The organism is Nocardia sp. NPDC004573 (assembly GCF_053602135.1).
The window spans coordinates 27,878-45,100 of sequence record NZ_JBSGDA010000006.1; the positions used below are offsets into that span (position 1 = coordinate 27,878).

15 protein-coding genes and 1 pseudogene are annotated in these 17,223 nt (G+C 69.6%); 8 read left to right on the forward strand and 8 right to left on the reverse strand.

What is annotated here, in order from left to right:
* From ACWEKR_RS11590 to ACWEKR_RS11600, 3 genes and pseudogenes are all read left to right on the forward strand, one after another.
* Positions 1 to 769 (forward strand): annotated as a pseudogene (locus ACWEKR_RS11590) (hypothetical protein); the annotation flags it as partial.
* 160 nt (positions 770 to 929) lie between these two features.
* Positions 930 to 1,373, forward strand: coding sequence for a DUF3151 domain-containing protein (locus ACWEKR_RS11595; RefSeq protein ID WP_159849431.1), 444 nt, complete (start codon positions 930 to 932; stop codon positions 1,371 to 1,373).
* A gap of 72 nt (positions 1,374 to 1,445) precedes the next feature.
* Complete coding sequence (locus ACWEKR_RS11600; RefSeq protein ID WP_452354682.1) at positions 1,446 to 2,582, forward strand: FUSC family protein; 1,137 nt, start codon at positions 1,446 to 1,448, stop codon at positions 2,580 to 2,582.
* 316 nt (positions 2,583 to 2,898) lie between these two features.
* Here the strand turns inward: ACWEKR_RS11600 and ACWEKR_RS11605 are convergent, their stop codons facing one another.
* Positions 2,899 to 3,675, reverse strand: coding sequence for a site-2 protease family protein (locus ACWEKR_RS11605; protein WP_195084327.1), 777 nt, complete (start codon positions 3,673 to 3,675; stop codon positions 2,899 to 2,901).
* Positions 3,672 to 4,331 (reverse strand): hypothetical protein, encoded by a 660-nt coding sequence (locus ACWEKR_RS11610; RefSeq protein ID WP_452354438.1) that lies wholly within the window; start codon positions 4,329 to 4,331, stop codon positions 3,672 to 3,674. The genes ACWEKR_RS11605 and ACWEKR_RS11610 overlap by 4 nt, the downstream gene beginning before the upstream one ends.
* Before the next feature lie 279 nt (positions 4,332 to 4,610).
* Between ACWEKR_RS11610 and ACWEKR_RS11615 the strand changes: the two genes are divergently transcribed.
* From ACWEKR_RS11615 to ACWEKR_RS11625, 3 genes are all read left to right on the forward strand, one after another.
* Positions 4,611 to 5,900 carry an adenylosuccinate synthase gene (locus tag ACWEKR_RS11615; RefSeq protein ID WP_159849425.1) on the forward strand — a complete coding sequence of 430 codons (1,290 nt, stop codon included), beginning with the start codon at positions 4,611 to 4,613 and terminating at the stop codon, positions 5,898 to 5,900.
* Between the two features lie 115 nt (positions 5,901 to 6,015).
* Entirely contained in the window at positions 6,016 to 8,622 is a 2,607-nt protein-coding gene (locus ACWEKR_RS11620) for a LuxR C-terminal-related transcriptional regulator (protein ID WP_452354439.1), read from the forward strand.
* On the forward strand, positions 8,619 to 8,903 hold the full coding sequence (locus tag ACWEKR_RS11625; RefSeq protein ID WP_195084323.1) for a hypothetical protein: 285 nt from the start codon (positions 8,619 to 8,621) through the stop codon (positions 8,901 to 8,903). The genes ACWEKR_RS11620 and ACWEKR_RS11625 overlap by 4 nt, the downstream gene beginning before the upstream one ends.
* Before the next feature lie 8 nt (positions 8,904 to 8,911).
* Here the strand turns inward: ACWEKR_RS11625 and ACWEKR_RS11630 are convergent, their stop codons facing one another.
* The 3 genes from ACWEKR_RS11630 to ACWEKR_RS11640 form a co-directional block, all read right to left on the reverse strand.
* On the reverse strand, positions 8,912 to 9,748 hold the full coding sequence (locus ACWEKR_RS11630; protein ID WP_452354440.1) for an alpha/beta fold hydrolase: 837 nt from the start codon (positions 9,746 to 9,748) through the stop codon (positions 8,912 to 8,914).
* A gap of 140 nt (positions 9,749 to 9,888) precedes the next feature.
* Positions 9,889 to 10,527 carry a methylated-DNA--[protein]-cysteine S-methyltransferase gene (locus ACWEKR_RS11635; RefSeq protein WP_452354441.1) on the reverse strand — a complete coding sequence of 213 codons (639 nt, stop codon included), beginning with the start codon at positions 10,525 to 10,527 and terminating at the stop codon, positions 9,889 to 9,891.
* Between the two features lie 114 nt (positions 10,528 to 10,641).
* The gene (locus ACWEKR_RS11640) at positions 10,642 to 11,013 is read right to left on the reverse strand and encodes a hypothetical protein (RefSeq protein WP_452354442.1); all 372 of its coding nucleotides are present in this window, start codon (positions 11,011 to 11,013) and stop codon (positions 10,642 to 10,644) included.
* A 30-nt stretch (positions 11,014 to 11,043) separates the two neighbouring features.
* Between ACWEKR_RS11640 and yczR the strand changes: the two genes are divergently transcribed.
* Positions 11,044 to 12,549, forward strand: coding sequence for a MocR-like transcription factor YczR (gene yczR, locus ACWEKR_RS11645; protein WP_452354443.1), 1,506 nt, complete (start codon positions 11,044 to 11,046; stop codon positions 12,547 to 12,549).
* Positions 12,550 to 12,920: 371 nt separating this feature from the next.
* Here yczR and ACWEKR_RS11650 read toward each other — a convergent pair whose 3' ends face one another.
* Positions 12,921 to 14,018 (reverse strand): CaiB/BaiF CoA transferase family protein, encoded by a 1,098-nt coding sequence (locus tag ACWEKR_RS11650; RefSeq protein WP_452354444.1) that lies wholly within the window; start codon positions 14,016 to 14,018, stop codon positions 12,921 to 12,923.
* Between the two features lie 146 nt (positions 14,019 to 14,164).
* On the opposite strand from ACWEKR_RS11650, the gene ACWEKR_RS11655 reads away from it, so the two are divergent.
* The gene (locus ACWEKR_RS11655) at positions 14,165 to 14,662 is read left to right on the forward strand and encodes a DUF456 domain-containing protein (RefSeq protein ID WP_324198064.1); all 498 of its coding nucleotides are present in this window, start codon (positions 14,165 to 14,167) and stop codon (positions 14,660 to 14,662) included.
* 3 nt (positions 14,663 to 14,665) lie between these two features.
* Here the strand turns inward: ACWEKR_RS11655 and ACWEKR_RS11660 are convergent, their stop codons facing one another.
* Positions 14,666 to 15,541, reverse strand: a complete 876-nt coding sequence (locus ACWEKR_RS11660; RefSeq protein ID WP_452354445.1) for an amidohydrolase family protein — start codon at positions 15,539 to 15,541, stop codon at positions 14,666 to 14,668.
* Between the two features lie 84 nt (positions 15,542 to 15,625).
* Positions 15,626 to 17,011, reverse strand: a complete 1,386-nt coding sequence (locus ACWEKR_RS11665; RefSeq protein WP_195084316.1) for an FAD-dependent oxidoreductase — start codon at positions 17,009 to 17,011, stop codon at positions 15,626 to 15,628.
* Positions 17,012 to 17,223: the final 212 nt, after the last annotated feature.

Here is a 17,223-nt window from a genome sequence, read left to right on the forward strand (position 1 = left end):
GGAGGGCTGCCCGGAGTTCCCGCTCTTCGCGGTGCCTGGAGGGTTCGCGCCGGGTTGCGGGGAGGGCTGCGCGGGGTTCCCGCTCTTCGCGGTGCCTGGAGGGTTCGCGCCGGGTTGCGGGGAGGGCTGCGCGGGGTTCCCGCTCTTCGCGGTGCCCGGAGGGTTTGCGCCGGGCTGCGCGGGGTTCGCGCTCTTCGCGGTGCCTGTCGGAGGGTTCGCGGGAGCGGGCCGGGCTGCGGGGCTCGTGCGGTTGTCCGGGGGTGTGGGGTTTGCGCCGGGCTGCGGGGAGTTCGCGCTCTTCGCGGCGCCTGCCGCCGGTGCGGAGGCGGGTGAGTTCGTCGTGCTCGCGGGGCCGTTCGCCGGTTTCGCACCCGCCGTATTCGCCGGTGCGCCGGGGCCTTCGGACGAGGCCGAACCGTTGCCTGAGCTGGTGGGCGCTTGTTTCACACCTTCGGCGCGCGGCGCGGCGGGAGCCGGACCGCGGCTGGCCGCCTCCGCCTTCGGGGGCGCCGCCGACGCGGCCGTACCCGAGGCGGAATCGCCGGTGCCCGACGGCGCGGTCGTCGGCCGCTGCGCTTTGGCGATGCGTTCGGTGGGCGCGGCAGACGCCGCCGGGCCGTCCTTGCCGGGGGCCGGGATGCGTTCCGTGGCAGCGCCGGGGCGTGCGTCGGCCCGGGCGGCGTCGGCCGGTTCGGCGCTGTCGGGCGCCGGATTCTTCTCGTCGTTCGGGTCGGACACGCACACCCCTCGTCAAAGCGGAACTGTTTGAACTCGACGGCAAGCCTAATGGTCGGCGCCCGGCGAAGTCCGGCATCACTCCACGTCGATCCGAATGGACTCCGAGCCGCTCGCGTGCACGGCGGCGGCGGGACGGCGCACCAGTGCAGCCGCCTGTCGAGCAACCCGTCGCTCGGTGCAGAATGAACCGCATGACCTCGTTCGGTGACCTGCTCGGCCCGCAGCCGGTACTGCTACCCGAAATCTCCGACGCCGAGGACGCGCTCCTCGACAACGTCGATCCGGTGCGGGTCGCGGCGGAGCACCCCGCCGCCTCGATCGCCTGGGCGTATCTCGCCGAGGCGGCGCTGACCCGCGGCGAAGCCCAGGACGAGGCGATCAACCACGACATCCTCGCCGCGTACGCGTTCGCCCGCACCGGCTACCACCGCGGCCTGGACCTGCTGCGCCGCAATGGCTGGAAAGGCTTCGGTCCCGTGCCGTGGAGCCACGAGCCCAATCGCGGCTTCCTGCGCAGCGTCGGCGCGCTGGCCCGCGCCGCCAAGGCGATCGGCGAGACCGACGAGTACGCCCGCTGCCTCGACCTGCTGGAAGACTGCGACCCCCGGGCGGCCGCGGAGCTCGGCCTCGACTGAGTCGTAGTGATCGGTGCACCGCGTAGCGACTCGATGAGCAACGGCATCCGGGTGAGGGGTGCGTTCGATCCGATGTCCCGGATCAGCGTGACCCGTGCCAACAGCATGGCGAGGTTGCGCACGTCGTGGGCGCGGCTGCGCCGGTCGATGCTGCCGATCATCCAGTGTTCGGTCGGCGCCGCGCTGGCCTGGTTCCTCGCCCATCACGTCATCGGTCACGCACTGCCGTTCTTCGCGCCTACGGCCGCCGTGGTGTCGATGGGCATCTCCTTCGGCGCGCGGCTGCGTCGCTCGGTGGAACTGGTGGTCGGGGTCGCGGTGGGCATCGGCATCGGCGATCTGTTCATCTCCCGCGCGGGCACCGGCGTATGGCAGATCGCGCTGGTGGTCGCGGTCGCGATGGCCGCGGCGGTGTTCCTGGACGGCGGTTCGGTGATCACCGTGCAGGCGGCCGGTTCCGCCGTGCTGGTCGCGACGTTGCTGCCGCCCTCGGCGGGCGGCGGGCTCTCCCGCATGATCGACGCCTTGGTGGGCGGTCTGGTCGGCGTGGTCGTGGTCGCCGCGATTCCCCTGCATCCCGTGCGCAGAGCGCGGACGCTGGCCGCGGACATCCTCGGCGTGATGGGGAAGTCCATCACCGAGTGCGCCGACGGACTGCTCGAGCAGGATCCGGAGAAGCTGCACCACGCGCTCACCGCGATGCGCGCTACCCAGCCGCAGATCGACTCCTTGCGCGCCACGCTGGAGGGCGGCCGCGAGATCAGCCGGATATCGCCGCTGTACTGGAACTCCCGTCCGCGTCTGGAACGCATCAGGGCCACGGCCGACCCGCTGGACAACGCCATCCGCAACACCCGAGTCCTGTTGCGGCGCTCGCTGACTCTGGTGCGGGACGACGAGATCCTCGATCCCGGTCTGATCGACGAGGTGGAGCGCCTCGGCCAAGCGGTGGACGTGGTGCGCCGGATGATGCTGGCCGATCCGGGTGAGCAGCCCGACCGGGCCGAGGCCGCCCGCGTACTGCGCTCGGTCGCCAAGGGCGCGCGCCCGGAACTGGTAGCCGGCGCGGGGCTTTCGGCGCATGTCGTCTTCGCGCAGGTGCGTTCGACGCTGGTAGATCTGATGCAGGTGTGCGGGGTGCAACGTATCTCGGCGATTGCCCTGCTGCCGCCGACGGTCAAGAACCCCTACGTGCAGCCCCAGGTCTGAACCCTTACTACTCAGCGGTATTCGGACATCCGTGCCGGGCACGTGGTCCGCGTCCGGCGCGGCGAGTCGAGATTTCGATCTTCGGGTAGTGCGCTACTCGCGTTCCGGGCGGTCTTCCGCCATAGGTTTGTCATGTGACCGCGAGTCGCGGGGTATCGCGGTCGACTGCTTCGCACGTGGACGAAAAGGACCCTCGGTCAGGGGATGTGGTGGCCGAGGGGGAGGGCGGATCCGAAGCGGGCGAAGAAGCGGGGCCGCCCGGCCGATCCGGCCGGGCGGCCTCGCGCCCCCGGCAGGTCATCGGCCGTAGCCGGGGTCAGGTCCAGAACCGAGTCAGGTAGCCGCCGTAGCGCGACCAACTCGACGGCACGCCGGACAGTTCGAACAGCGCGTACACCGCGTCGAAGAACACTTCGTTGATCGCCGGGGTGAACAGCAGCGCGAACAGGATCAGCATGCCGAACGGCTTGAACTGATCCAGCGAGCGTCTGGTCTGGTAGCTCAGGGACGGCTCGACGATGCCGTAGCCGTCCAGTCCCGGCAGCGGGATGAGGTTCAGCAGCGTCGCGGTGATCTGCAGGAACGCAAGGAAACTCACGCCGAACCAGAACGCGGGATGAGCGCTGGAACTGCCGAGAACACGGACGGTCAGCAGAAGCAGCACCGCGCACAGCGCGTTCACAGCGGGGCCGGCCCCGCTGATGATCCGCTGCGTACGCGGCGCGACATTGTGCGTGTGCACGTAGACCGCCCCGCCCGGCAGACCGATCCCGCCGAGCGCGATGAACACCATCGGCAACACGATCGACAGCAAGGGATGGCTGTACTTCAGCGGGTTGAGCGTCAGGTAACCGCGCAACTCGACTTCGCGATCGCCCGCGCGCCACGCCGTGTAGGCGTGCGCGAACTCGTGCAGGCACAGCGACACCACCCAGCCCGCCACCACGAAGACGAACACCCCGGCCTTGGCCCTGGTCGAGTCCAGTGGTGCGTCCCAGGCCAGCGCGCCGCCCACCGCGGTCAGGGCGATCACGAGCAGGAACACCGGGCTCGGCCGCACCGCGCGCGACCTGCGATGGATCGGAACGCTCATCGCACGAGCAGCCACGGTTCGTGATGGCGGTAGAAGCTCGAGCGCGGCACCGGCCGATCGGCCTGGACGCCGTCCCGGGTGACGATCGCGCCGGGCGTGCCCAGCTGCGCCGCTCGTCCCTCCAGCCAGCGCCGCTTGCGGAAGCCTTTGCGCACGCTCGCCCGCACGCCGGGCGGTTCCAGGCACGGCGAGACGAGCATGGCCGTCACCCGCCCGGAGAACAGCAGGGTGTCGTCGACGTACGCCTCGCCATCCAACTTCTCGCCGCCGACGCCGGTGATCACCGCGCGCCCCGCGAGCACCTTGCCGGTGTCGTCGCGCACCAGCGGCGTCTCCACGGCGCGGCCTCCGATGGCGCGCTTGGCGGCGGCGTTGCCGGTGCCGGTCTGGTAGGCGCGCGACGCGTAGGTCCGCTCGACCGGCACGTAGCCGATCTCCACGTGCAGGCGTTCGGTGCGCATCAGATGGGTGAGCACCGCGGCCAGCGCCACGTCCTCACCCAGCACGATCAGCCGGGGCAGGCTGTCGGCGGCCAGCACGGGAAGCAACTCGTCGATCACGGCGGGATCGGGGATGGCGGCCGTCTGGGTGGTCGGCAGTGCTGCGAGCGCGATGGGTACGGGTGCGCCGTCGCAGCGGAGAACATGGGTACTCAAGCTGCCGTACACCCTCCTCGGTTCGAGCCGACACCGTCGGGCCCCTCGCCATCGCGGCCGAACCGCTGCGGCTCGTCCGCGCGCACCGGGCTGCCGCTCGGCGTGCCGTGCAACCATAGCCCTGCCCGGCCGCGACCACACGGTTGTCGAGCCTACGACGAGATCCGCTGCGATGCCGCTCCGGACAGGTCGGCTAGACTGTGCTTCCGGCCACCGCCTCAGTACGGCAGGTAGCTGCAACACACCAGTGTTGCCTGTCGAACCGTAGGAGACACGACCATGCCGGCAATCGTCCTGATCGGCGCCCAGTGGGGCGACGAGGGGAAGGGCAAAGCAACCGATCTGCTCGGCGGTCGGGTGAACTGGGTGGTCCGTTACCAAGGCGGCAACAACGCCGGTCACACCGTCGTGTTGCCCAACGGTGACAATTTCGCGTTGCATCTGATCCCCTCCGGCATCCTGACCCCCGGCGTGACGAACGTCATCGGCAACGGCGTCGTGGTGGATCCCGGCGTGCTGCTCGCCGAACTGGCGGGCCTGGAGGAGCGCGGCGTCGACACGACCGGACTGTTGCTCTCCGCCGACGCGCACTTGATCATGCCGTACCACGTGGCCATCGATAAGGTCACCGAGCGCTTCCTCGGCAACAAGAAGATCGGCACCACGGGCCGGGGCATCGGCCCGTGCTACCAGGACAAGGTCGCCCGCGTCGGCGTGCGCGTCGCGGACGTGCTGGACGAGAAGATCCTCACCCAGAAGGTCGAGGCGGCGCTGGAGTTCAAGAACCAGGTGCTGGTCAAGATCTACAACCGCCGCGCGCTGGACCCGCAGCAGGTGGTCGACGAGGTCCTCACCCAGGCCGACAGCTTCAAGCACCGGATCGCCGACACCCGGCTGAAGCTGAACCTGGCGCTCGAGCGCGGTGAGACGGTGCTGCTGGAGGGTTCGCAGGGCACGCTGCTGGACGTCGACCACGGCACCTACCCGTACGTCACGTCGTCGAACCCGACCTCGGGCGGCGCGGCGGTCGGCGCGGGCATCGGCCCCAACCGGATCAACACGGTGCTCGGCATCCTGAAGTGCTACACCACCCGGGTCGGCTCCGGCCCGTTCCCGACCGAGCTGTTCGACGAGTTCGGCGCCTACCTGGCCAAAACCGGCGGCGAGGTCGGCGTCACCACCGGTCGCGCCCGCCGCTGCGGCTGGTTCGACGCCGTGATCGCCCGCTACGCGACCCGGGTCAACGGCATCACCGACTACTTCCTCACCAAACTGGACGTTCTATCCAGTCTGGAGACGGTGCCGATCTGCGTGGCCTACGAGGTCGACGGCGAGCGGGTCGAGCAGATGCCGACCACGCAGACCGAATTCCATCACGCGAAGCCCATTTTCGAGCAAATGCCCGGTTGGTGGGAGGACATCTCCGGCGCGCGCACCTTCGAGGAGCTGCCCGCCAACGCCCAGGCGTACGTGTTGCGTTTGGAGGAGCTCTCCGGCGCCCGTATTTCCTGCATCGGCGTGGGTCCGGGGCGTGATCAGACCATCGTCCGGCACGACGTACTCGGCTAGAACCTGTTCGTATTCTGCGTGGGCCAGCGAAATTCGGCAATATCACCGAAAATTGGCCACATCTATCGTGCTCGCTCGGCTTCGATCATGATCGGTGAAGAACTACAGTTAGAGCATGGCTCGGAACTGGCCGATGATCGAGCGCGAGAGCGAATTCGAGGCGATCCGCGCGGCGCTGACCGGTCCAGAGCACGTCGGCGTGGTGCTGACCGGCGACGCGGGGGTCGGTAAGACCACCCTGGCGCGGCACGCCACCTCCGCGATCGGCGGCAACGTCCGCTGGGTGGCGGGCACCGAGTCGGCGCGCAGTATTCCCCTGGGGGTGTTCGCGCACATGGTCGGCGTCTATACGGCGCACGATCCGGTCACCTTCATGTCGGCGGCGCGTGAGGCGTTGCTCGCCGACGGCGACACGGTGATCGGCGTGGACGACGCGCATCTGCTCGACCAGCTCTCCGCCACATTGCTGCTGCAGCTGGCGATCGACAAAGCCGCGCACATCGTGGTGACCGTGCGCAGCGGAGTACCGGTGCCGGACGCGGTCACCTCACTGTGGAAAGACGGCCACCTGACCCGGATCGACCTGCGCCCGTTCACCCAGCGCCAGAGTGTGGAGCTGGTGGAATCCATGCTCGGCGGGCAGCTCGAGGGGTTCACCGCCAATCTGATGTGGGAGTCCTCCGCCGGAAACGCGCTGTTCCTACGGCATTTGGTCGAGGGCGCGCTGGAGGCGGGCACGCTGCGCCAGGTCAACGGCGTATGGCAGCTGCGCGGGCGCGCGGCGGTGACCTCGGAGCTGGCCGCCCTCCTGGAGGACCGGGTCGAGCAGCTGCCCGAGCCGGTGCTGCGGGTACTGGAACTGCTGACCTTCTGTGAGCCGATCGATCTGGACGTTTTGGCCGAATTGGCGGGTGAGGACGCGGTGGAAGCCGCCGAAACGCGCGGTGTGATCCGGGTCGTGGAGAATTCCCGAGATCTGATCGTGCGATACAACCACCCGCTGTTCGGTGAGGTGATCCGGCGCAGGCTGGGCATCGCCTCGGCGCGACGGCTGCGCGGCAGGTTGTATTCGTCGCTGAAGGAGCGCCGGATAAATTCGGCCGCCGACCGCATCCGGCTGGCCGAATTGGCGCTCGACAGTGACAAATCCGCGGATCTGGAATTGTTCGAGGCGGCCGCGGCCGACGCGATCGGATTGGCGAATCTGCCGCTGGGCGAGCGTTTCGCCCGCGCCGCCGTGGAACGGCGCGGCGGCGTGGAGGCCGCCGACCTGCTGGCGCGCGCGCTGCTGTGGCAGGGGCATCGGATCGAGGCCGAGCGCACCCTGGCCAGCTTCGACCCCGACCAGCTCGACGAGGTGCAGCTGGCGCGCTGGGGCAGCACCCGGGTGGCGAACCTGTTGTGGGCCATGGGCGACGCCGATCGCGCCGACGAGGTCTTGAAGCTCGTGCGCGGGAAGGTGCGGCATCCGAAGATCGCGGCCATCTTCACCGGTCTGGCGTCCGCGAGCCTGGTCAACGAGAACCGGGTCGACGACGCGATCGCCGAGGCCGAGGCGGTGATGTCCGCCGACGGCGCGCCACCGTGGGCGGTGTGGTGGGCGGCGTTCGGCGGTAGCTTGGCGTCGGCGTTGCTGGGCAAGAGCGCGGCGGCCAGGCAGTACGCGGCGCGCGGGCACGAGGTGGAACAGCACATCGACGGGCTCAACCGCTTCATGTCCACGCACGCCGAGGTGCTCGCCCTGACCTTCGCGGGCGATCTGGAGGCCGCCCGGCGCTGCGCCGGGGCGTTCGTCGGCTACTCCTCGCCGGGCCAGTATCTGGCCTGGGGCATGTCGAAGATCCTGCAAGGCACCGTCGACGTGGCGCAGGGCCGGTTCCTGGACGGCATCGAGAATCTGGAACAGGCGCTGGCCGCACTGGCCGCGGAAGGTGCGGCCGCCTGGATGTTCCCCGCCAGAATCCGTTTGGCGGAGGCGTATTCGGCACTCGGCCGCGCCGCCGAGGCCGCCGAGTCGATCGCGCACGCCACCGCGCGGGGCGGCAGGCACAGCGCGGTGTACGAACCGCAGCTGGAAGTGGCGCGCGCCTGGCTGGCCGCCGCCGAAGGAACCGTGACTCCGGCCATCCGGATCGCGGTGGGCGCCGCCGACGCGGCCGCACGCTCCCATCAGCACGCGATCGAGTCCATGGCACTGCACACCGCGGCCCGCTTCGGCGACCATTCCGTCTCCGGACGACTGGTGGAGCTGGCCGAGCGGGTGGAAGGGCGGCTGGTGCAGGCGCAGGCGCGGCACGCGGTGGCGCTCGTCGCCCACGACGGACCCGCGCTGGACGCCGCCGCAGCCGAATTCGAGCGACTCGGGGTGCTGCTGTCGGCCGCCGACGCCGCGGCGCAGGCCGCGTCGGCACACGAGCGGAGCGGGGATCGGCGCCGCTTGCTGGAGTCCGCCGCCACGGCCAACCGGCTCGCCGCCGCCTGCGGCGGAGCGAGCACCCCGGCGCTGCGGCAGGCCGCCCAGCCCCTCCCGTTGACCGCGCGGGAACGCGAGATCGCGAATCTCGTCGCCGCCGGCCTGACCAACCGGCAGATCGCCGACCGGCTCACGGTCTCGGTGCGCACCGTGGAGGGACACCTCTACCGGGCCTGCATCAAGATGGACGTCACCGATCGCGAGTCCCTCGGAGCGCTGATGCGCGGCGAGTCCGGGACCCGGGGATGACTTCGCGTTCGGCCGCGCTGATCTGCGCCCTGGCAGCCGGAGTGGTCCTGGCCGCCGGGTGCTCGGACGGGCAGCCGCAACCGGTCACCAGTTCGGCGCGTCCCTCGGCGACCGTCTCGCCGAAGACCGAGACGCCCCAGGAGCGCAGCGCCCGGATCCGGCAGAAGCTGATCGAACTGGGCTGCTCGACGAACGCCTGCATCCAGACCTACTTCGGCTGCGCGGACGGCTACATCACCGGGGATCCGTGCGAGTTCTTCCGCACGCATCCCATCGACTGAGCCGCGTACTACCCGGCGGGTTGCTCGGCGCCGGTGAGGAACGAACCGGCGACAGGGGCCAGTAGCCCGATGTTCGGATTGTGGCTGAGCCGGGGAATCTCGCGGAAAGCGGCGTCGGGAAGTACCGCGGCGGCGGCGCGGGCTCCCTTCCTGAGTAGCGCGTCGGATTTGCCACCTGCGATGACCAGCGTGGGAACGCCGACTCCGGACCAGTCCTCGGGCCGCAGCGGCTCGCCGCGCATGAAGTCGCGCATCACGGCCCAGTCGTGGGCGGTGGAGGGAGCCGTGGCGCACAAGCCTTTCCAGAAGGGGGTGAATCGCATGACCGCGGTCATCACACGCGGCATTCCCATGGCTTCGGTCATGTAGAACCGAACGGTGTCGCCGCGAGAATCCGCGGCGATCAGTTCGTGCAGCCGCGCTTCCAGGCCGGCCTTCGGCACGAACCCCTCCCGATCGACCACGAAAGGCGGCTCGAAGGCGACGATCTTCGTGATGCCCTGCACTCGGCCGGACTGGGCGGCTCGTAGCGCGAGCGCGGCGCCCGAGGACCAGCCGAACAACGCCGCCGTACCGCCCGCGGCCTCGACCACAGCGGCGATGTCATCGATCTCGCGGTCGACGTCGTAGACGCCGGGCGAATCCATGCTGTCGCCGCGGCCACGCCGGTCGTAGTTGAGCACGGTCAACTGGTGCCGCTCGGCGAGTGCCGCGGCCAACTCGACCATCTTGGGGAACTTCCGGAAACCGAAGGCGCCGCCGATCAGGATCACGACTCCCTTGTCACCGCCGACGTGCCGATCGAACGCGATCACGGTGCCATCGGCCGATGTCACAGTCTCCATGGTCTGCTCACTTTCGTTCCGGATCGGCGGGTGCTGCCGATGTCTCGCTCGTAGGGACGAAGCGAGCTACACAAATTCATCGGAGCGGATCCGGCGCAACGACATCAAGACCCGAGTGCTCCACTCGGGCTGGTGATCGCTCAGAACAAAGTGGGTTCGCCGAATCCCGGGGTGCGCTCGATGGCCAGCAGGCGCTGCTTGGTGTCGATGCCGCCGGGGGCGGAGAAGCCGTGCAGGGCGTGGTCGGCGGCGAGCACGCGGTGGCACGGGATGATCAGCGGGATCGGGTTGCGACCCAGAGCCTGTCCGACCGCCTGGGCGGCGCCGGGTGCGCCCACCCGGTGCGCGACCTGCCCGTAGCTGAGGGTGTGGCCGGGGTCGATGGCGCGCGTGACGGTGTAGACGGCGCGGTGGAACTCCGGGATCCCGCTGGTGTCCACGGCGATCCAGCGCAGGTCGTCGAGTTCCCCCGCGAGATGGGCACGGATGCCCGCGATGGCCTCGGCGATGGCGCCGGTGGGTGGCCCCTCGGGGAGCTTCTCGCCCGCGCCGGCGCGCGTGATGCGCGCTCGGGTGGCCGCCGGGCTCGCTTCCGGGAGCTGGAATCGAATCACTCCCGCGCCGCTCCACGCGATCGCGCAGCAGCCGATCGCGGTGTCGAACAGCGTCGCCGCGACCGGGCCGGACAGCGCGGGATGGCCGGAGACCACGGGCTCCGTTGCCGGACCGGTGGCCTCGATCGCCGGGCGATCGGCGGCGAGGCTCGGGGCGTCACTCATGAGCCAAGTCTGCACCGCGGGACCGACATATTCGCACCGACCAGTCCAGTTTTGCGGAACTGGACTTAGGTGGCGGTAGTCGAGTCCTTGGCCGGGGAGTTGAGGGGTCGCAGGTCACATCGCCGGACGCGCACTGCGGCCACACTGGCCTGGTGCGGGCGCGGCGGCATTCCGCGGCGCTCGGCCACGGGTCGAAGTGAGCGACCGCGCGATGGTCCGGCGTGATTCCGCGCCGCTGGACGAATCCGGGTCCAACGCGTCGCGGCGACCGTGGATCGCGGCGAGATCGGAGTATCTGCGCTGGTGGTCGTAGTAGGAGAGGGGCTGGTCGGACATCGGCGTGCCCGGATGGAAGCGTTCGAGACGGAAGGTGCGCTCGTCGCGTCTCGGCGCGAAGCGGTGGATCAGGTAGCCGAAGACGGCGACCAGGAGCAGGGTGGCGAGGGCGGTCATGTCCGCCAGCGTGCGCGTCACTGGCCTTGCCAAGAAATATCCAATCGGTCGATACTGGACCGTATGGCGACAAGAGTGATCGGCGCGGGCAGTCTCGCCCGCGATCTGGGCCATTGGCGGCACGCGCACGACGGTGATCCGGATTCGGCCGGTCGCCGCTCCGCCCGACCGGCGTACCTGGCACTCGCCGAAGGAATCCGGTTGCTGATCCACGACGGTCGCGCGCCGCTGGGCGTCGCCTTGCCCAGCGAGCGCGATCTCGCCGCCACCCTCGGGGTCAGCCGGACCACCATCACCTCCACCTACGCGCTGCTGCGCGAGCACGGCTACCTGATCAGCCGCCAAGGGTCGCGCAGCACGGTGGCGCTGCCCCGGGACGTGCAGCACGACGGCGTCAAACCGGCCAGGAGCATCCTGGCGATGATGGGCTCGCCGGAGTTGCCCACCATCGACATGACCTATGCCGCGATGGCCGCCCCGCTGGAGATGCAGGACGCGTATTCGGCGGCCCTGGAGGGAATCCCCGCCTACCTCGGCACGCACGGCATGGACCCGGTCGGTGTGCTGGCGCTGCGTGAAGCGATCGCCCGCCGCTACACCGCGCGTGGGCTGCCCACCGAGCCCGAGCAGATCCTCGTCACCCTCGGCGCCCAGCACGGCCTACGGCTGCTGTTGAACGTGCTCACGGCGCCCGCCGCTCGGGTGCTCATCGACCATCCGACCTATCCGAACGCCATCGAGGCGATCCGCGACGTCGGCGCCCGGCCGGTGCCGGTGCCGCTGCGCCCGGAGGACCCGGCGGGCGGCTGGGACCTGGACGGAATCCGCAGCGCCGCCCGGCAGACCGCGGCGAGCCTGGCCTACCTGGTGCCCGACTACAACAACCCGACCGGCCTGCTGCTCGACGCCGACGGCCGAGCCGAACTGGCCGCCATCGCGCGGGAAACCAGGATGACCGTCGTGATCGACGAGTCCATGGCGGATCTCGGGCTCGACGCGGACCGCACACCGCCGCCGGTCGCGGCCTTCGCCAAAGGTTCCGAGATCGTCACCATCGGCTCGGCCTCGAAATCGTTCTGGGGCGGTCTGCGCGTCGGCTGGATCCGGACCAATCAAACCCTGATCACCAAGCTGCTCGGCATTCGATCCACCGTCGACCTGGGCACCCCGGTCATGGACCAGCTGGCCACCGTGCACCTGCTCGAGCACGCCGAGACGATTCTCGACCGCCGCCGGGACCAGTTGCGTTCGCAGCGCGCCGCTCTGCTCGACACGCTCGCCGAAGAATTGCCGGACTGGCGCGTCACCGTCGGCGCGGGCGGCATGTCGGTGTGGGCGCAGCTGCCGACCTCGGTCTCCACGGCGCTGGCCGCCACGGCGCCCAACCATGGCGTATTGCTCGCGGCCGGGCCTCGATTCGGCGTGCAGGGCGCGTTCGAACGGTTCATCCGGCTGCCGTTCACCCACCGGGAGCCCGAATTGCGTTTGGCGGTCAAGGCCATCGCGTCCGCCTACGCGGCGCTGACGCCCCGCGCCGCGGATCCTTTGACGCCGTTGACCTGCTACTGAGGCGATCTCGCCACCGCGCGGGGGGCACTGTGCGGTTGGGAGAGCCTCCGCCGGCGGCACTCCCCTCCGAGCGCCGCCGGGCACGAATGGCCGGTCACCCCTCGGGACTGGCCCACCTCGTGTTCGGGCGGCGTACGAAAGCTCGCACGGCGCCGAGGCCTCCAACTAGAGCAGCGGTCAAGGAGCGGACCGGACGATGTCCGGGAATGTCCGCGATTTCCGAAAGCCGCCTGCTCGCGGACAGTATGGCAGGGCGGGTGCGGCACTGTCGAACCGGTTGGTCTGTTGCAACTTTCAATTATCGTGCGCGGCAAGGCATCGAGGGAGCGACGGGGTGCCGTGGCGGCTGCGCCACGGCACCCCACAGGTGCTCAGTCGGCCCAGACCGACTCGATCGGGGTCGCGGTGTTGGGCGGCGGGGTCGGAATCCCGTTCGGAGTCCGGGAGAATCGCGGGGCGGGGGCGTGCTGGGTGATGTCGTCCAGCTTCAGCAACGAGCCGCGAGCCGCGATGTGCTCGTTGCGCGTCGCCTCGTCGAACGTGAGCACCGGAGAGACGCACGCGTCGGTGCCGGCGAAGATCTCGGCCCATTCGTCCCGGGTCTTGGTCCGGAAACGCTCGGCGAACAGCTTTTTCAAAGTTTCCTGCCCGGCGGGGTCGAGCTGGAAGGGCAGGCCGTCGGCGTCGATCTCCAGTCCGGCGAGCAGTTGCGCGTAGAACTGCGGTTCGATCGCGCCGACCGCCATGTATTTGCCGTCGGAGGTTTCGTAGGTGTCGTAGAACGCCATGCCGGTGTCGAGCAGGTTCACGCCGCGCTCGTCGGACCACGCGCCGACGCCGCGCATGCCCCAGATCATGTGCGAAAGGGCAAGCGCGCCATCGATCATCGCCGCGTCGATCACCTGGCCTTTGCCGGACCGCTGCCGCTCGACCAGCGCGGCGAGGATGCCGAACACCAGGAACATCGAGCCGCCGCCGAAATCGCCCACCATATTCAGCGGCGGAACCGGGCGTTCGCCCTTGCGGCCGATGGCGTGCAGCACGCCGGTGATGGAGATGTAGTTGATGTCGTGACCGGCGCGGTCGGCCAGCGGGCCCTCCTGGCCCCAGCCGGTCATCCGTCCGTAGACCAGGCGCGGGTTGCGAGCGAGCGCGTCGTCCGGACCCAGACCCATGCGCTCGGTGACGCCGGGGCGGAAGCCTTCGATCAGCACGTCCGCCTTCTCGATCAGGCCCAGCACCTTCTCGATGTCGGCGGGGTCCTTGAGGTTGGCCTCGACGATGGTCCGGCCGCGCAGCTGGGGACGGTCGAAACCGCCGGGCAACTGGCCCGCGCGCTGCACCCGCACCACGTCGGCGCCCAGATCGGCGAGCAGCAGCGCGGCGTGCGGACCGGGGCCGATGCCGGCCAACTCGATGACCTTGATGCCCGCGAGCGGGCCCTGCTCGGCGGTGGATGGAGTACTCACGCCCTACCTCGGTTCGTCGTTGATCCAGCGCACCGGTGGCCGGTGCGTCCTCCCGGACGGGACCGGGAGGGATGTATTGACAGTATGACAATAACGTCGCGCCGCTACAGCTCGCCCTGGCCGGTGCCCGGCTCTAGGCTGCACGTGTGGAAGCGCTGTCTGATCAGGGGTGGTACAACCTTCTCGCCGGCCTCGCGATTCTGGTCGGACTGGTCGGGATCGTGGTGCCGATCCTGCCCGGTGTCATCCTGATCTTCGCGGCCATCGCCGTCTGGGCTTTCCTGACCGGAGGCGCCACGGCCTGGACGGTTTTCGCGATCAGCGCACTGCTGCTGGTGATTTCCGGCGTCGTCAAATACACCTGGCCCGGCCGCAGGATGAAGGACGCGGGGGTGTCGAATCGGTCGCTGTTCCTCGGCGCGGTGCTCGGCGTCGTGGGGTTCTTCGTGATTCCGGTGGTCGGCCTGTTCCTGGGTTTCGTTCTCGGCGTGTACCTTTCGGAACTCCAGCGGCTGCGCGCCAATCGGCAGGCGTGGCAGGCGACGGTGCACGCGTTGAAGGGCGTCGGGCTGTCCATGCTGATCGAACTCTTCGGCGCGCTGCTGGCTACCGGCGTCTGGCTCGCCGGTGTCTTCGCGGTCTGACCGCTACCGCTCGATGGCGGGGAACGGAATCGTGTCGCCCGCCTGGCTTTCCGGCAATTCGTCGCGGCGCAGCCGCAGCGTCGGCGGTTCCGGGCGATACAGCGGCAGGGTGGGGGCTGGATCGTCGCGGACGACGCGTTCGCGGGCGGGCAGCCGGTAGAACGCGCGCGCGTTGTCCTCCAGCACCGCGTGCATGTCGGTGCCCACCACGTCGCAGAGCAGATCGACGTCCGAGTCCCGGAACGGGCGTCCGGCGCGGGTGCCGGGCAGATCGGTGCCGAACATGAGCGCTTCGGGGTTCACCGCGTGGATGCGGCGCAGCGTGTCGGCGACGTTCATCGCGACCCGGCCGAAACCGGTCGCCTTGACCTTGGCTCCACGGTCGACGAGGTCGAGCAGGAACGGCAACCCTTCCTCGGACATGCCCAGGTGGTCGACCGACAGCGCGGGCAACTTGGAGATGACCGGTTGCAGCGACGCCAGCATCGTGCCGTCGATGTAGACCTCGACGTGCCAGCCCGCCAGGTCGTACGCGCGCAGCGCCTGCAACGTCATCCCGGTGATGTCGGTAGCCGCCCGCTTGAGGTTGAACCGCAGCGCGCGGACACCGATGCGGTCGAGTTCGAGGATCTCCTCGTCGGTGGCGTCCAGGTCGAGCCGGGTGACGCCGACCCAGCCCGCGCCGAGCTCGGTGAGCGCGGCCTTCAGGTAGCTCTGGTCCGTTCCCTGGAACGACCCGCTGACCACCGCGCCGCCGGCGACGTCGTACCGCGACATGCGCTTGCGGTAATCGGCGATGGTGAACGGGTCGGGCAGGTAGCCCTCGTTCTCGGCCAGCGGAAACCGCGGGTCGAAGATGTGCAGGTGGGCATCGAACACTTGTACAGAATGCCTCAGGGTCGAATTTTCCGCTGCCACACCGGGGGTGTGGCGATGGCAGCGGAATCTGGCGCCGCGGTGTGATCAGACCTTGTGCGGTTCGCTCGCGCGCAGCATGTCCTCGCGCTCGACGACCTTGACGCGCTCGCGGCCCTCGGGTTCGCCGAGGGAGCGCTCGTGCGCGTCGAGGCGGTACCAGCCGGCCCAGGTGGTGAACGGGATGCCCTTGCTTTCCAGGAACTCGGTGACGGCCTCGGGTTCGGGCCGTTCGGCCGGGGTGAAGCCCGGAGCGTCGTCCAGCAGGCAGGCGATGGTCTCGTTGGCGTCGCCCTTGGTGTGGCCGATCAGGCCGACCGGGCCGCGCTTGATCCAGCCGGTGACGTAGGTGGCGGGCAGGTAGCGGGCGGCGCCGTCGGCGTTCTCGTCGGCGAGCACGCGGCCCGCCTCGTTGGGCACGGTGCCCGCCTGGTCGTCGAACGGCAGGTTGGTCAGGTTCTGCGACAGGTAACCGACGGCGCGGTACACCGCCTGCACATCCCAGTCCTTGAACACGCCGGTGCCCTTGACGTTGCCGGTGCCGTCGAGCTGGGTGCGCTCGGTGCGCAGTCCGACGACCTTGCCGTTCTCGCCGAGCACCTCGGCGGGGGACTCGAAGAAGTGCAGGAACAGCTTGTGCGGCCGGTCGCCGGCGTCGCGGATGGCCCACTGCTCGAGGGTGTTGGCGACCATGTCGACCTGCTTGGAATGGCGGCGCGCGGCCTCGGAGCCCTCGTCGTAGTCGATGTCCTCGGGATCGACGATGACCTCGATGGTGGGCGAGTGGTCCAGTTCGCGCAGTTCCAGCGGGGTGAACTTGGCCTGCGCGGGGCCACGGCGGCCGAAGACGTGGACCTCGACGGCCTTGTTCGCCTTCAGACCCTTGTAGACGTTCGGCGGGATCTCCGTGGGCAGCAGTTCGTCGCCGGTCTTCGCCAGCACGCGCGCCACGTCGAGGGCGACGTTGCCGACGCCGAGCACGGCGACCTTCTCCGCGTCCAGCGGCCAGGTGCGGGGGACGTCGGGGTGGCCGTCGTACCAGGAGACGAAGTCGGCGGCGCCGAAGGAGCCGTCCAGATCGATGCCGGGGATGGGCAGGGCGCGGTCGGCGTTGGCGCCGGTGGAGAAGATCACCGCGTCGTAGAACGCCCGCAGGTCGTCGAGGGTGATGTCGGTGCCGTAGTCGATGTTGCCGAGCAGGCGCACCTGCGGCTTGTCCAGCACCTTGTGCAAGGCGGTGATGATGCCCTTGATGCGCGGGTGGTCGGGCGCGACGCCGTAGCGGATCAGCCCGAACGGGGCGGGCATGCGCTCGAACAGGTCGATGCTCACCTCGGCGTCCGACTTCATCAACGCGTCGGCGGCGTAGATCCCGGCCGGTCCGGCGCCCACGATCGCGATGCGGAGCGGGCGGGCTGCACTCTGTTCGGTCATCTCTTTACGCGCACCTTTATGGTCGAAACAATTAAGGACGTCAGGCTTAGCTTAGGCTAAGTTGACGCACCGGCTCTCTCGCACCCGTCCGGTGCGGACGCCGGCGATGCCGGCTCGTAGCTGCACGGTGCTCCGTTCGCCGCGGCGAAGAGCTGCCGATTCGCTATGACAGCAGGCCGCCGTCCCGCGATTCTATCGGGATGGTCGATGCC